This is a genomic window from Rhodococcus sp. UFZ-B548 (assembly GCF_903819475.1).
Lineage (GTDB): Bacteria > Actinomycetota > Actinomycetes > Mycobacteriales > Mycobacteriaceae > Rhodococcus_F > Rhodococcus_F erythropolis.
Genome location: NZ_CAIJDS010000068.1, coordinates 1 through 15053, shown reverse-complemented (window position 1 = coordinate 15053; position 15053 = coordinate 1). Strand labels below are relative to the sequence as shown.

Here is a 15053-nt window from a genome sequence, read left to right as displayed (position 1 = left end):
GCCGTCATCTACGCTGCGGCATTTTGCAGTGCAACCTCCGTCCGCGGTGGAGTGTCTCGGCAACAACGACACGCAGCCTCCCGGCTGGTCCTGCGCGTTGTTCAGCTTCGTTGAGCCAACGCGACTGAAGTGCAGGGGGTTCGGTGTCATCGGTGTCAGGATGCGGCCGGCGCAGGTGTCACCTGTTGGGTCGCACAACACGCTGAAAGGCAGGCCCGGTGAGAACTCGCGGAACCAATCCGACGCTCGACGTCGCAGTCATCAGCAGTCCGTCCCTTCTCTGCGACGCCATCGTCGCTCTGGTGAGATCGCTCGGGTACCGCGTGGCGAAGGCGGATCCTGCGGTGTTGACGATCTCTGCTGAGATCCTGTTGTTTGTATCCATGGACGACCTGATCCGTAGCCGGGCGGATGGCCTGCATGGAGTGAAGGTGGTGGCGGTAATGCCCGACGCGGAATTTGACCGTGGTGTCGAGGTCGACGGGTTCCTTGACTTGCTTTCGGGCCGTGAGCAATTGGACAAGTTGCTACAGACGTTGCTGAAGCGCCGGGCCACGGAGGGTGCCGCGCTTTCCCTCTCCGAACGGAAGATCGTCGCCGGCTACGCTCTGGGGCTTACCAAACCCCAACTGGCACGTGATCTCTTCGTTGCACAGGGGACTGTCGGCACCCACCTGCAGCGAGCGAGAGGCAAGTACCGCGACAGTGGTCGGGTGGCCGGCACCAAGGTTGAACTCTTGATGCGGGCGATCGAGGACGGCATTATCTGCTGCCCCTGCCTCAATCGTCCGGAAGTACGGTGAACAGGGACGGGCGCGAACGTACGACGGTGCGTCACCCGGTGTCCTCAGATGCAATGTGTTGTAGCAGTCAATCCCGCAGGTCTTGTGCACTGTTTATCCGTAGGCCGGTGCTCACTGCTGGAGTCTGGCTATCACATCTGATTCACGGATAAGGAGATAATGAGTACCGTCGACGGTCATGTCGACTGCGAGACCTGCTTTATAGACGATTTCGTCATCGACCCTGATGGCCTTGACATCTGGTCCGATTTTCCGGACCATCCCAGTTGACGGCCTCTTCACTATTTGTGGCAACACCAATCCGGACCCTGTTGTTTCCGATGCGCTAGGGACAGCCACCAGGTAGGCCTCCAACGGTTCCAGTCGTATTCGACTGTCTACTGGCTGGTCCGGAAGTATCGTCATCGTTCTACTCTCTTTTCGGACATTTCGACAGTGGGCGATTATGCTACGTGATAACTCGAATGCGGCGATAGGGGTTCACGATGCTGGAGCAGTTCGAGGCAGGGAAGTCGTACGAGAATTATCGGGAATCCGTCGCCGAAACCATTATTCCGCAGCGGACCTCCGGATATTATCGCGACCTCACTCATCAAGCCTACGAGGCGCGCGGCGGGTCAAAAGTCCGTCGGGTGGGCTTGGCTCACCTGCTCGCGACTCGGATACTGAGCGACGGTCATGACCATGGGCAATCTCGAATCTTCGAAGCTGAAGCCCTCCACATAGTGTCTGTTCCATTGGCTTCAGAGATCCCGCCGGCGGAACTGTCAGCGCTGCTTGTCCCTTGCGCAGTGCGACTGAACGAACTGAGACGGCAGAACCCGGAGCTCGGCCGCTACTGCGGACTGATCGAGCGCACTGTATCCATGTCCGCCAGCAAACTCGATCGCTACACCGGGGCATTCGCCTACATCAATCGAGCACACATCGCGATGCACGACGCACCACACAACAGTCGGAACTTGACCAAAGAGGAAGCGTTGCAACAGCTGTACCTACAAGAATGCGGCCAGCTCGCACGCAATGTCGAAGCCGCTCTGGTCGAACAGGACGCCGAGCGGCGTGCACTGCTGCGTGCCGGGAACCCACCCACCAGGAGCTTGCGAGCGGGAGCGGATCTCCGCGCGATTCGTATCGTGGCGCGGGCGAGCGCCGAGGCCGGGGCACGTGCATGCAGACTCCTGGACAAGATTGCAACGGAGGTGGGGCTTCCGGCCGTACCCGATCCGGAGGAACGCAGACTGGCGACAGCCTCGTGGTTTCTCACCTCGAACATCATGTACATGCGCTCGCTGTTGCTGGCCGCGACTGTCGAGCAGAGCGCCGGGAGTTTCCATTCCACTTATCTGCAGAACGTGCCGGATCTATTCGCCCGGGTTGTCGAAGTTCCCGTCTCGTCACATATGGGGGCGAACGCTGCTCCATCCAAGTCCCATCTGTTGGACCTGACCCGGATCGCACTTCACTGGTCTTTTCTCAATCACGGTGCCCATCCGTATATTCAGCGCCCCCTATCGCTCGGGATTCGGCGGGGGGTTCCACCGCACTTGATTGCCGGGGTAGACGGGAATCTCGATGCTGCTGTGTGCTCGGCCTATCTGACCAGTCATGGACATGACGCGGGAATTCTAGATATTCTGGCCCACTCCGAGACCTACCTGCTATTTACGCATCAGGGGGGTATCGGTGCACAGAGCTTTCAACAGTGGCTGATCGACAGACGGGCTAACCGCATTGTCGCCCAGGATGATCCAGACACAGACGAGATTCGTAAGACTCAACGCCCCACCCATCAACTTATGGTTCGCTCGGCAAAGATGGTGATCCAATCGGGTCGGTACCGCGAGGTTCTTGATGATGCCTGAGCTCGAGCAAGCGGAATTGTCTGAAAATTTTCGGATCGAAGCGGAATTCGCAATCGAAGACGGCTACAAATACGGTGAGGATCGGGAGTACTCAAAGGCCGCCGAGAAGTATCGACATGCTCAAGAGCTGTTCGAAACATGCAAACACCTACGTGGACAGGCGAATGCGGGGCTAGGGCTGGGCAACGCCCTCGTTGAACTACAACAGTTCGATGAGGCGATTTCAATCTTTGAAGCTGCTCGAATCAAGTTTGCCAACCATATGCCGTATCCGATCCACCGTGGTGTTGCGGACTGCAATCAGCAACTCGGAGTGGCCCATCGACAGCTCGGACATGTCGACGAGGCGATCACGGCGTATCGACTTGCACTCGGCGGATATCCCAGGGAGTGCGAATCTGAGCGTGTCTCCAGCGCGATCGGCCTCTCGAGCGTCGTCGCGATGACAGGAGCCTACGGTGAGGCGTTGCAGATTCTTCGCGATGCGGAGCGTCAGTGTTCCAGTCCAATCGAGGCGATTCAGGTTGCCGTCAATATTGGTGTGTTCTATGCCGATTCGGGGCAATACGACACAGCATGCAAACAACTCGAGGATGCCCGAGCGACTGCGGTCGGTGTGCATGACGACAAACTCGTCGCGATGTGCGATACCAACCTCGGATACGTGCACGTCCATTCCGGTCGGAACGACGACGCTGCGGCCGCATACAAGAGAGCATGCAATCTGTACGAGAAGCTCGCGCAGCAGGCGAATTCACAAGACACATACCGAGATATGAAGACAAAGGTTGCCACCTGCCGGATGAATCTGGGCGCGGTCTACGGTTCCGACGGCGATCACCGCCGTGCGATAACGACTTACAACGAAGCGCTGGCGATGTTCAACCAACTCGAATTACCAGATCGCATTGCCGACTGTCAGATGAACTTGGGTGTCGAACAGGCAGCACTCGGTGAATTGCCGGCAGCAAAAAGGCTCTATCAGTGCGCATTCGACTACTATCAGTCCACCTCGGGCAAGGGGCGCCAGGCGGCAGGTTGCAGGATGAATTTAGGCCGGCTCGAGGCCGCTGCCGGTCACCACCCCGAAGCGCAGTCGGCGCACCGTGCAGCAGGTGCAGAGTTTCGCGCACTCGGACTACATGAATGGCAGGCGCGTTGCGCAGTAAGCTTGGCTTCAAGCATCTCCGTGACTCCCGAGAGTGTCGACACCTCGGCCATCGACGTACTCCTGCCCGCACTACTTCACCTCGATGCGGTGAAGTACCAATTCCCCACAGCGGCAGCACGACTGTCCTGGAAACGCACCGTGAGCGAAGCCACTCGTCTGGCATTCGAACTCGCAATGGAGGCCGGAGACACCCGACTAGTCGCAGAACTGGTGGAGACGACCATCAACAGCGGTGTCCATACGGTTGGCCAAGAGGAGGCCAGTGCGGGAACCGATGTAGACAAGGTCGCCGGCGGCAGGCTCTTGCGGCCGAGTAGGGCAGATTGGACTGCGTTGAAGAATAGATCCGCTGGGCCCACCCGACTGGTAGCAGGTGTCGAGCTGCCAATGGCCTCGCCTCCCCGGTTGCGGATGCCCAGCGGAAATATTGCATTGGAACGGTTCCACGACATTGCTCTAAAATACACGCCGAGCACGCAAGGTGATCCAGTTGAGTCGACGATCGGTATCGTCGATATTCGGTGACACTGCTTCTGGCACAAGGTCTTCGGATTCGTTTCGGGCGAAGACAGCGGTATTGCATGATACGAATTAAACATGACCACGCAGATTCAAAGCAGCGGGAGTTATGTGGCTTATATCGTTATGGTGTTGGGTTTTTCCAACTCGGCGTCCCGATAGGGTCGAAGGTGGAAGCGACCTGGCGATCGGGGGCTACGAGCCCATGATTCCACGGGCACTAACCAATTCCCACGTCTGGTGGGAGCCTGCTCATGGTCCTCGATGTCGTCACTGCGTTGGCAGGGGCGCCGGCAGTGACCCCGACGGTGCCGGCACGCGACCCGCTGTCCCCGGACGACGGCTCGTACGCGCTGTTCACGTCCGGCTCGACCGGAGGCCCCAAGGGTGTGATCAACACGCACGGCGGGATTGCCAATCGCATCGCATGGGTGCAGGACACCTACCACCTCACCCGCGAGGATCGTGTCCTCTACAAAACGCCAGCCTCCTTCGATGTGGCAATGTGGGAGTGGCTGTGGCCGCTCAGTGCGGGCGCTCGCATCATGGTGGCGGATGTCGGGGCACAACGCGATCCCGTCGCGATCGCGAGGACCATCCGCGTTCACGGCGTGACGGTCACCCCTTTCATTCCGTCGAGGCTCCGGCTGTTCACGGCCCAGCCGGAGGCACGCGAGTGCCACACGCTCCGGCAGATCGTGTGCAGCGGGGAGGAACTCACCCCGACCGCGGTCGACGAGGCGCTCGAGATCTGTCCTGCCATCGACAACTTGTACGGCCCGACGGAGGCGGCGATCGATGTCACCAGGTGGGCGTGCCGCGGGGGAACGCACCCCGATCGGCCGTCCAATCTCAGGCGTCCGGCCGCGGGTCATCGATGAGGGTGGAGAGCTTGTGCCAGTTGGGGTTCCGGGGGAGCTGCTTATCGGGGTGTCGCGCTGGCGCGTGGGCATGCGAGCTGTCCTGGCCTGGCGGCACGGGCGTTCGTCCCCGATCGGTGGGCGGAGGGTGCGCGTCGCTGCTGCATGGATCCTCTCGGTGCCGCCGCTATTCCCGAGTTGGAGCGAAGGTGTGCGTTATCGATGCCCACACCAGAGGTGAGGCACTTATGCCCTCGCCGTCCCGCCACGCCTGCAACCGGGTGCGCTGCCACTGCGCAAGCTCGGTGACCGGATCATCGATGTTGTGTGCCGTGTCCACCTGCAATGCGAGATCGCTTGTCGGGCATACTGTTCGGCCTGTGACCTTGTGAAAGGCATGGTCGGTCGGCAATGTCCAGCGAGTGGTAGTCACTAATTCTGCGCCTGCATTGAGAATGGCGATCACCAAACCGAATGTCTCCACCGAGCGATAGTCCGCGCCACCTTCGCACGCGATGATCGCCACCCGCGAAGGCATAGGCCACAGCTGGTGGCCGGGCATGCTATGGGGAACCCCATAGCGTGCCCGCAGCGTTTCGTCGACGTTGAGCGAGGTCCCCCTCAGCAGATCCAGCGCTGCCAGTGGACGGTGGTCGTCGTCGTGCGGCGCTGAAAAACCTTCGGCGCCAACCCCACTCAATGGCACCGCCATTCCCCATGACGATGCTGCCGTGTCATAGAGGTGGAAGGACGCCGAACCAGGCTCATCGGGTATCGAGGACACGTGCCCGAAATAGAACAGGCGCGAACGCGGGATAGTGGTGAGTGCCTCGGACAACAACTGTCGCGTCACCATAGCTCCGATCGGCGCTACGACATCCTCGTCTGCGTACAAGGCGGCCCCCTGCGCGCACAACATATCGATGTGCTCATTGAACGGTGTCTGACCCCCGGCCCCGTCGAGCACCTGGCGCAGACCGTGCGCTGCTGCTCGCGGCGGCAGCAGGGGGTCGATGACGAACAAGGGGGGGCGCTCGCGAACGCTCGACCAGGGATCAGGTGATTGACTGCGATGGGCGTACACGGTTGCAGGCGGGTCGTACCTGATCTCGAGGGCTTCGATCAGGCGTCGCTCGCCATCGAGCATCAGGACTTCCCAGGGAATCCGTGCCAACCGCGGGCTCGGGGTAAGCCGCAGCCGCAACGGGTTTCCCGTATCCAGTCGTTCGCGAAGCTGATGGCGAAGTTCTGTGGGCAACACCGCCTCGGTCAGCCTTCTGGCGAGCGCGACCTCGCCGTCGATCGTCGCGAAGGCCCCGTCTTGTAGTGCCCGGGCCACAGTGTCGTCCCCCTCCTCGCTACCGCGAGCTGAGGGCAGCGCCTCGTCCAGCCTCGTCAACGCCTCGTCGAGGATCTCCTTGTCCAGCCGCGCCGCGTATGGGGTGAACGGCTCGACCATCCACGTCCACGAGAGGTACGTCGGGCCGGCGTCGGCCGCGCGGATTAGTAACTCACTTGCGGCGCCGATGTCCTCAGCCACTACGGCTCGTCCCACGGATCGACTGGCAGCATCTCGACGAGCAGTGGATGGGTGCCGTCGGTCGGCGTCGTTACGGTCCGCAGTGTGACGAGATAGCGACTGATCGCGTCGCGGCGGACTGTCAGTGCTTCGACAAGTTCGGCACTTTCACTCGCCTTACCAGCAACTAGCTGGTCGAGGATGGTGCGCGCATTCATGGCCGCTGTCCTCGATTTGCCGATGAGGCCGGCAGCGGTCCGTTGCGCACGCGCGTGTGTTTCCTCCGAAGCACCGGCCTCCACGACGTGCAGTGCAGACAGGGCGGACCGCTGCCGGTTCCAGGCTTCGAGCATCAATCGGTCCACCTCGACCAGATCACGGCCGATCGCGCTGCTGCGCAGCGTTCTCATATCGGTTTCAGAGTGGAGTACACCGAACGTGTACGCACTGAGGTCGCTCGAGGTGAGAACCAGAGTACCCACCAGCGTGCGGTGGACCGCCTTCATAGGTTCGACCGCCAGTACCTGGCCTGTCACCTTGTCCGCCGCGTACGCCAATACCCTTCCGGGCTCGACGCTGAACGGATCCACATCGGCCGCAAGGTGCGCGCTGATGGTCACCTCGTCGGAGTCACCGTGATATTCGACGATCAGTTCGGGCGCATGTGCGCCTCGCCAAGACAGGATTCGCGCAGGTAGGGCGTGTGGGTCGATTATCGCGGGGATGATGGCAAGGTTTACGACCACGGAAGTCGACGTTTCAAGTCCGAGATGGCCGGAGATCACGCTCTCTTCCGCTCTGGCGAACTCAGTGAGCATGTGCTCGAGGTCCGCGTCGTCGAAGGCAGTCACCGCCTCGAGTCGGTGGGACAGGTCTGTCACTGCGGGACCCCAATACAGATTGTCCACCGATCTGGCCGCGGAGGCAGCGATCTCGATCAGTTCAGCTGCGCCTCCGCCGACGATGAAACCGTCAAGGCATTGCTGGCCAAGCGATTCCAGGGCAGGTGAGGCCAACGCGACCAGTCTCGCGGCGGCCAGTGCATTACCGGTGTGCTCGTGAGCGGCGGCCTCGTCGAGCATCAACGCACCTTCGTCGAGCGGCGACATCGTCCACCGCGAGACGGCCTCGGTGAGCGCACGACGCGCCCAGTGCTCGGTCAGATGCAGGGGCGCCACGTTGACGATCTCACCAGCCCTTGCCCGTGCAATGTGATCCAGCAAGGTGGGGTCGCCGGTAGAGGCTGCCAGCGGTTCAGGGTCCGCACTGCGGTGCAGGGTCCAAGCCATCACGGCTGAAGGCGTTGCCGCATCAACGGTTACGCGGACGCCGCGACCGACTACGACCTCGACCTCCGCGACTGCGGGTGCGAGCCCACTGAACCAACTCAGGTCGCCTGAATCTGAAAGTTCTATTGCGCTGAGATGCGCCTGAGGGTTGGTCATGGCTGCTCGATTCTAGTGGTTGTGGTTGTGGTTGTGGTTGTGGTTGCGCGTCCGTCAATTTTTTTCATGATCTTCGCGATCCGGGTGTTCCAGGTTGATCCGCCGTGGACCTGACCTGAGGTTGACATCGCCTCGGCGATCATCACTTTGATGATTTGCACCGACTCTTCGGCGGTCGGTGCCATAGCATCGGTGGGCGCGTCTGCCTCGCGGCGGGCGGCGACGAGCTTGGGCAGCATGCCGCCGGGACCTTGCGACTGAGCGAACTTCTCTGCTGACAGTTCGGATCGCTCGCTGAGAACGTCTATCGCGATCTGCTTTTCCCAACTCGGCTCCGGGCCGGCGTAGCCCGGGACTGCAGCCCGGAGTTCATTGTCCGGAGTGTCCTGTAGATACGCGAGGGCGGCGCCGAGCGTCATGCGCAGATTCGCGGCTAGCGACGTGGAGGCTTCCGTGTTGTCCTCGGGTTCCCACCCGAACGCCTCCTTCGACGCTTCGATGGACCGTTCCTGGACGCTGCGTTTCCACTCGTTCCGCCGATCTCGGTCGTAGTCCCATCCCGCGTATGTCCAGTGGCCGTAACATCTCGCCTTTGCAGCTTCCTCATGTTTCGTCGAGAGTTTCATCTCGACTTTCTGTCCCCTGGCTTTCTTTTCCTCCACGAAGACGATTGCATCCTCGACAAGAAGTTTGACGACACTCCTGTTGGTGCGGTCAAACATGTTGTCGTATATGAAGTTCTCCCGCTCTATTGAGTGATCCGACGTGGTTGGACGGCCCGACATCAACCGTTTTGGAATTCTCTCCACCGGATCTTTCTTCACCTGTCCGTCTTCTGGTGTCTGCAGGCGCGGACGATCTGCCGATAGCCACGCCGGAATCGCCTTGATCAGATACGCCTTCACCTGTGCCTCTTCTTCGGGTGTGGGCCGGCGCGAAGGCTTGGTCAGGTCGCCGAATTCATCCTCGATATCCGAGGCTCCGATCCGGAGTTGTTCAACAAGCTCCTTGGTTGAGTCACCGAAGAGCACCTCGTCGTCGTATCTGGCTGCGAGCACGAGGAGCTCTTCGCCGAACCGACGCAACGCTGCCGAGCGGATTTCGAGGCGAAACACGCTGGGGTCTCTCAAGAATCGATCGGCATTCGCAGCGCTGTCGAGCACTCTGCCGCTGCCGTTGATCATCGCTTTCGCTGCCGCAGTCACAGCCTGGGACTGGGTGTAGCCAGACACCCTCTCGAACGGGCTACGCGGAGTGTCTTCACCCGGCAGTTGAATTTGAATCTCTCTGGGCAATGCGTCCGAGCGGTAGGCGACTGCGTCCTCCTGGAAGGTGCAGCTGTAGCGGGCGAACGCGTCGACGTAGTCAGCCATCACACTCGACACGTTGTCCCATACTTCGGCATCCATATAGACACCCTTGCCGTTATCCCAGAGTCTCTTGGTAGCGGCCGGGGTGTACTGCTTGCTGATCCAGTGTTGTTTGTCCTCACCTGCTGCTTTGGCCTTGCCTGCCGCTGAGCACCAGGCCCTGAGTTGATCGCGAAAGACCCTGAGGTTGTTCGGTCTGGGCGGTCTTTGCCCGACCTGCTTCTTCCAATGCTCGATCAGCACATTGCGTGAGATCGGGATCTCACCCCGGTTCAATGGCACCCACCACTGCGGTGTCACCCAATTCAGATTTTCGGGCCGTTGCAGCATCGAAACCTCCTTGTTCAACGATGAATCCTCATACTTTGCACGACAGGTCGCCGGTTCACACCGAGAATGCGGTGCGAACCGGCGACGGTGTCATTCGTTCGAATGATCGGGATCGCTAGTGCCATCCGCAGGCTCCCTCGACTGCTCTACCGAGCTGCGCATCCGCTCAAACGCAGACTTCCGGTCCAGGAGGCGCTGCGCTGCACGCTGCGCCCGACGCTGTGCTTGCGGCAAGTACAACTGACTGTCACACCGCAAGTACAACTCGTACGCGGCCGTGCCGGCACCAATTACCTGCGCCACCGGCAGGCCTTCTGCGCGCAGTCGGCTGGCAATGTCACCGAAGATGTGATCACCCGACGCCAGCATCACCTGCGCGAACCGTGAGGCCGCCCAGCCGATCGGCACCGCGTCGATCAACGCGATGTCTGCACCATCGGGACCGTCAGCGCCGATCACCCGCTGCACACCGGGCAGCGCGAAGAACGCAGCCTCCGCGTGCCGCTTGGCCACCGAAACCACCACGTGGTCATCTCGGTGCAGTGCGGTGACCCGACTGTATTCGGCCCACACATCGGCAACGTCCTCGCCAATCACCCTGCCTGCAAGCAGATTCTCCAGATCGACCAGATGCAGCGTGCGGGGCCGGGTACTGCGATGCCGTCCCACCCGGGGTCGACGTTGCGCAATCTTGACGGTGGTCTCCATTTTGGTCATCTCAGTCCCTCTCGTTCGGCTCGTGCTGACACTGTCTAACCCGAACCCCCTCGACGGTTCACGTCAGCGTCCGAAGGCGAATCTGCCGGCAGCCCACATCACCGTGAGAAGCGCCAATGCTTGCACCGGATTGGTCAATGCGTACTCGACTGTGCTGACTGCCGAGTCGACTGCTGCAATCAGCATCGCTCCGACCATTCCGTCGAGTGTGCGGTTGATCCACAGGTATTCGGTGACGAACCACAGCATCGGCAGCAGTAACGCCACAGCCACCCCAACCCGAACGGCACGAAGCGTCCCGGCCCGCCGCTCGAACCGCTCGATGCCCGATCCACGTCGAGTGACCCGCAGACTGCCCACTCGTGCGTTGGCTTCCCGCGTTCCGTATCCGGTGTCGAAACGCACCCGGACCGTCGGGAACAACCAGCCGCGCGGTACATCATCGATTACTACTCCGGAAGTTCCTTTTGCCATGCCGCGCTCGCCTCCGAATATGTTGTCAGCGAGGGTTACCGGGATATAGGACGCCGCGATCACCCAATCGCCGATTCTCAGCGCTGACCGCATCACCGCGACTCCTGGCGGTTGATGTCGGCGGCGAGGGACTCACTCGGTTCCGCGGGCGGCGGTACGGCATCCTCCACCGCCAGGCATTGCATCCGCAGCATGAGCGACACCGCACGCGGCGACTCGACGTGAGTGCTCCACATGGAATAGACAGCAGCGCCCACAATCAAGAAGCTCGGGATCATCAGGACACAGCAGCTCACAGAATCGACTGAGCTCCCGAACGTCGGTACCATTGACCGTCTAAGTTCCGGTCCGCAGGCTTCGGATACGTCCATGGTGGAGATAGGCATTGGCTGCATCAGGCGCTCCTCTCGACGGGAATAGATTGAGAACTACACCGAACCCCCTACCCGAAGTTCAATTGAGGTTGGAAAGCGCAGGGGTCGATGATCGAGACCATCGCACGGCAACCCACACACAAACATCTGCCAGGCTGTCTCGGCCGAACGACTGCAGCGCAACGATGAGACTCGCAACCACATTCGGGCTGACGAAATCTCGACGAGCAGCGCCACGGACACATCCAGACGAGTTCGTATCCACCTCTTTTCACCAATTTTCGCGGCGCCGCTCCGGATCCAGCCGATACCCCCGGCCTGACTGAGACCGGACTGATCTGGGTCGGGCGGTTGAGGGGGTTCGGTGTCGAAAGCGCCCGGCAACACCGCCGACAGAAAGGGCCTCGCTATGAACCAGGACTGCTTCGTCACCGCGCTACTCGACATCATCATCGATCACAAGTGTGGGGTACTGAGCTCCGTCGAAGCGTTGACAGCAACTGTCGGAGCCATCCGTAGCTACAGCGGTCCACAGGCCACGAACCCAACGGTCGGGCAGGCCTTGTATGAGGTCATTGATGCGCTGCCGGAGGTTGAACTGTTCGTCATCGGCGTACCACTTGTTCTCGCAGCACTCGCAGCCAGCGATGTTGACCACGATTGGTGCGAATACGGAGGGCGCGCTGCCGCGGCAGAAGCTGCTCTACTCGAATGCTATATGGACGACGACGGCATCTTCCTGGACATACTCGCCGTATCGTTCCCACATGGGCAGTACATCGACACCCGCCCGCTCATCGCACGGATCCTTTGCCCGTACGAGAGGGATTCCCTGCGATGAGCAGGGCACGAGCGGAAGGCTTGTCATGAACACCTTTCCCGCTGTTGCCGGGACTGTTTTCACTGGGAAACGATAACCGGTGATCACGCGCGAATGACCGTCGAAGTAGGCGAGCAGGTACTTCTCCTGTCACCGATCTTTGGTCCGTGCAACGCCTGCCTGGTCCAACGGTTCACTGGTCGCTCGGGTTTTCGGCTTCGAACTTTTTCCGAACACCCGCAAGATTTCGCTGGACGTGGGACTGTTTCGTAATCGGCGTTTTGGCCCGACAAGCTGAGTGAATGCTCAGCGAGGGAGGTGCCGTGATGACGACACTGGAAGATGTGACGAAGAAGAAGGTCGAACCGACGGCGGAAGCCGCCGCGGCGGCAGAGTTGGTGCGCCTGGCGAAGGAGCAGGGCCTGTCCCTGACCGAGCCGGACGGGCTGCTCAAACAGTTCACCAAAACCGTTCTGGAAACCGCGCTGAACGAAGAGATGTTCCCCAAGGACTTCGTCCAGGGGAGACCCCTACTCGCACCTCGGCCACGACAAGAACCAAGCTCAGCCGGACCGAGAATAAACGAATATCCGCAACGGAACCCGGCCGAAAACGGCCAGAAGTCCCGCTGCACCGAATGCGACGGCTCAGGCCTGCCCGGTGAACGCATCGGCGGTCTCAACGCCCGATCCGCCGCCCGCTGCCGCCGCACACCCGCAGGCGCCTCCGGAATCTGCTTTCCACCACGTCCCATCGTGCGCCTCCGTGATCGAGGTGTTGCGACGACCGGTTGAATCCGTCGAATGCGCTCGGATGGTCAGAGGTTCCACAGCTCGAGCAGTGCAGTCCGGATGGACACAGAGCGGACGAAGTGGTCGGTCCGCAGCCTCGGACCGGGGTGTCCGATGTCGGCGAGATGCTTTTCGGCGACGTGGAGTGGCAGTGGGGGTAGGTCGGCGCGGATCCGCAGGAAAACCATCACCGCGCCGCCGGATCGCGGGATGCGGTGGGGTTCGGCGGTCGCCAGGGCCGGCGGGTAGATCCATTCGTCGTCGGCGGAGATGAGGACGATGACGTCGCCGGTTGTGATGGTGCTGGGTTTGCCCAGGCGCAGTGATTGGAGTTGGTACTTCGCTACGGGTCCGGCGGTGGTCCGTGGCTTCGGCTGTTGCTCGCGTATCAGGTGTTGTTCGGTGGGGTTGGGCTGGTAGTCGACGACGTGTTTGACGAACATCCGGGCGGTAGGTGTGGGCAGGAAGTCGTTGTCGGGGTTGTGGATTCGTCCGGTGATGCCGGGGATGGGTACTGCGCGGCCGATCGCCCATTCACGAGCGGCGTTGTCGATGAATATGTGGTCGACTTCGGTGATGTCGTCGAGGTTGTCGATGAACGTGGGCACTGAGGTGATGATCGTGGGGTCGTCGGTGATGATGACGGCGTCGTCAGAGTAGGTGGAGTTGATGGTTGCGTTCGCGGAGCCGATGACTGCGCGCCGGTTGGTGGTGATCACGTTTGCGTGCAGGCTCGGGGAGGAGAGGACTCGGACACCTTTGCCGAGGTAGTGGGCGAGAGCTATGGGGGAGGTGGCGTGCGCGCGGACCGCAGCTTTGGAGGCGTTGACGACCAGGACGTCGCCGGCTCGTAGAGGAAGTAGTTCGGGAGAATCCTGGCCGAGGTAGGCGATCGCTGCATGGCGTGGGCCTCGGGTGCGGATGGCGCGGGTGATGTGTGGCCACGGGTTGGGTCCGTGGAAGGTGGTGCCCATGGGGCTCAACGGTAGTCGGATGCGCGGCCGGCCTCGTCGACCTGGACGCGATGCCGATCAATTGGTTCTGGCGGTGGTGGGTTTCCGATACCGGTCGTCGCGACGCTACTTGAGTTGCGGCGCCGGAACCGTCGGCGGACTCGTGCAACTGGCCAGAACCAGGTTTCGACCCTCGCTCACAACTACTCCATCAAGGAAGCGAAAGCTGCCCTGATGGAGTAGAAAGCCACTCCCTTTCGACTAAGACGGCGGAGCAGTACTCGGCGACAAGTTGGCTACGACGGCATCAGTGGCTCGGATGATATCTCCTGGCCGAAGCTCGATTTCGATTCCCGTGATACCACCACCGACAAGGATGGAGGCATGATCGAGAAGGCTTTCGTCAATCACGACTGAAGTTTCGATAAGCAACCCGAGCGGAGACACGCCGTTCCGTGGGAAGCCCGTCCTCTCTTCAAGTACCGACTCTGGGGCGACCTCGAGTCTGCTCGTTCCGAGTGCGCGTGCTGCCGCAGGGAAAAGAATCTTCCGGCCGATTGGAGCGACGACGAGACCGTACATCGAGCCAGTTCGAGTACGCATCAGAACGGATTTGGTGATACTTCCGAGATCTCGTTCGAGTGCGTTCGCGAAGTCCTGTGGGCTCCGGATCGGAATGGTGATGTCAGTGTGCGAGATGATTCGGTGAGGGATCGCGAGGCGTTCAAGATCTCCGGCCACTCGTGAAGGAACTGTGTTCATGGGTGTCCCTTTCAAGCTGCCTCGGCCGACAGGATGTTGCGTGCGATTTCTCGGCGGGTTCGCAGGGGGATCTCAGTGGCGAACTGGTCCAGGTACGCCTGGAGCCAGTCGGGATCTGCACGCAGGAAGGGGAAGTCGCTGGCGACCATATGACGCACAGCGAGCATCGGAAACGGTGCATCCTGGGGGCGGAACTCGGGGTTCCAAAGTCCAGGTACATCGCATGGTGTTGTCAAGTTGTTTGGGATGCAGCAGTTTTCGGGCACAGCAGGCCATCACC

The 15053-nt window shown here is 60.9% G+C and carries 15 protein-coding genes and 1 pseudogene; 6 read left to right on the top strand and 10 right to left on the bottom strand.

The features are described 5' to 3' along the window. Nucleotides 1–218: 218 nt before the first annotated feature. Nucleotides 219–803: a hypothetical protein gene (locus H7C86_RS37645; RefSeq protein ID WP_252194692.1), complete on the top strand. Its 585-nt coding sequence runs from the start codon at nucleotides 219–221 to the stop codon at nucleotides 801–803. Between the two features lie 111 nt (nucleotides 804–914). Here the strand turns inward: H7C86_RS37645 and H7C86_RS38100 are convergent, their stop codons facing one another. Next, nucleotides 915–1208 carry a hypothetical protein gene (locus tag H7C86_RS38100; RefSeq protein WP_182263158.1) on the bottom strand — a complete coding sequence of 98 codons (294 nt, stop codon included), beginning with the start codon at nucleotides 1206–1208 and terminating at the stop codon, nucleotides 915–917. 80 nt (nucleotides 1209–1288) lie between these two features. On the opposite strand from H7C86_RS38100, the gene H7C86_RS33440 reads away from it, so the two are divergent. The 3 genes from H7C86_RS33440 (at nucleotide 1289) to H7C86_RS33430 (ending at nucleotide 5239) form a co-directional block, all read left to right on the top strand. Next, nucleotides 1289–2668: a hypothetical protein gene (locus tag H7C86_RS33440; RefSeq protein WP_182263157.1), complete on the top strand. Its 1380-nt coding sequence runs from the start codon at nucleotides 1289–1291 to the stop codon at nucleotides 2666–2668. Next, nucleotides 2658–4364 carry a tetratricopeptide repeat protein gene (locus H7C86_RS33435; protein ID WP_310649170.1) on the top strand — a complete coding sequence of 569 codons (1707 nt, stop codon included), beginning with the start codon at nucleotides 2658–2660 and terminating at the stop codon, nucleotides 4362–4364. The genes H7C86_RS33440 and H7C86_RS33435 overlap by 11 nt, the downstream gene beginning before the upstream one ends. A 248-nt stretch (nucleotides 4365–4612) precedes the next feature. After that, nucleotides 4613–5239 carry an AMP-binding protein gene (locus tag H7C86_RS33430; RefSeq protein ID WP_182263155.1) on the top strand — a complete coding sequence of 209 codons (627 nt, stop codon included), beginning with the start codon at nucleotides 4613–4615 and terminating at the stop codon, nucleotides 5237–5239. Between the two features lie 166 nt (nucleotides 5240–5405). On the opposite strand, the gene H7C86_RS33425 is transcribed toward H7C86_RS33430, so the two are convergent. The 6 genes from H7C86_RS33425 to H7C86_RS33400 form a co-directional block, all read right to left on the bottom strand. After that, on the bottom strand, nucleotides 5406–6758 hold the full coding sequence (locus tag H7C86_RS33425; RefSeq protein WP_259349377.1) for a CHAT domain-containing protein: 1353 nt from the start codon (nucleotides 6756–6758) through the stop codon (nucleotides 5406–5408). Further along, nucleotides 6758–8182 (bottom strand): hypothetical protein, encoded by a 1425-nt coding sequence (locus H7C86_RS33420; protein ID WP_182263154.1) that lies wholly within the window; start codon nucleotides 8180–8182, stop codon nucleotides 6758–6760. The genes H7C86_RS33425 and H7C86_RS33420 overlap by 1 nt, the downstream gene beginning before the upstream one ends. Then, nucleotides 8179–9240, bottom strand: a complete 1062-nt coding sequence (locus tag H7C86_RS33415) for a hypothetical protein (protein ID WP_182263153.1) — start codon at nucleotides 9238–9240, stop codon at nucleotides 8179–8181. The genes H7C86_RS33420 and H7C86_RS33415 overlap by 4 nt, the downstream gene beginning before the upstream one ends. A 732-nt stretch (nucleotides 9241–9972) precedes the next feature. Continuing rightward, nucleotides 9973–10599, bottom strand: a complete 627-nt coding sequence (locus tag H7C86_RS33410) for an NYN domain-containing protein (RefSeq protein WP_182263152.1) — start codon at nucleotides 10597–10599, stop codon at nucleotides 9973–9975. A 63-nt stretch (nucleotides 10600–10662) separates the two neighbouring features. After that, nucleotides 10663–11166, bottom strand: coding sequence for a hypothetical protein (locus H7C86_RS33405; RefSeq protein WP_182263151.1), 504 nt, complete (start codon nucleotides 11164–11166; stop codon nucleotides 10663–10665). Then, on the bottom strand, nucleotides 11166–11351 hold the full coding sequence (locus H7C86_RS33400) for a hypothetical protein (protein WP_182263150.1): 186 nt from the start codon (nucleotides 11349–11351) through the stop codon (nucleotides 11166–11168). The genes H7C86_RS33405 and H7C86_RS33400 overlap by 1 nt, the downstream gene beginning before the upstream one ends. 460 nt (nucleotides 11352–11811) lie before the next feature. On the opposite strand from H7C86_RS33400, the gene H7C86_RS33395 reads away from it, so the two are divergent. Both H7C86_RS33395 and H7C86_RS33390 read left to right on the top strand, forming a co-directional pair. After that, a complete protein-coding gene (locus H7C86_RS33395) occupies nucleotides 11812–12288 on the top strand; it encodes a hypothetical protein (protein WP_182263149.1) in 477 nt (158 codons plus the stop codon). A gap of 305 nt (nucleotides 12289–12593) precedes the next feature. Continuing rightward, nucleotides 12594–12767 (top strand): annotated as a pseudogene (locus H7C86_RS33390) (IS256 family transposase); the annotation flags it as partial. 317 nt (nucleotides 12768–13084) lie between these two features. Here the strand turns inward: H7C86_RS33390 and H7C86_RS33385 are convergent. The 3 genes from H7C86_RS33385 to H7C86_RS38090 form a co-directional block, all read right to left on the bottom strand. Further along, nucleotides 13085–14032 (bottom strand): phospholipase D family protein, encoded by a 948-nt coding sequence (locus H7C86_RS33385; protein WP_182263148.1) that lies wholly within the window; start codon nucleotides 14030–14032, stop codon nucleotides 13085–13087. A 240-nt stretch (nucleotides 14033–14272) separates the two neighbouring features. After that, entirely contained in the window at nucleotides 14273–14773 is a 501-nt protein-coding gene (locus H7C86_RS38095; protein ID WP_182263147.1) for a YbaK/EbsC family protein, read from the bottom strand. A gap of 11 nt (nucleotides 14774–14784) precedes the next feature. Further along, nucleotides 14785–15039, bottom strand: a complete 255-nt coding sequence (locus H7C86_RS38090; protein WP_397517290.1) for a DUF6875 domain-containing protein — start codon at nucleotides 15037–15039, stop codon at nucleotides 14785–14787. Between the last annotated feature and the right edge of the window lie 14 nt (nucleotides 15040–15053).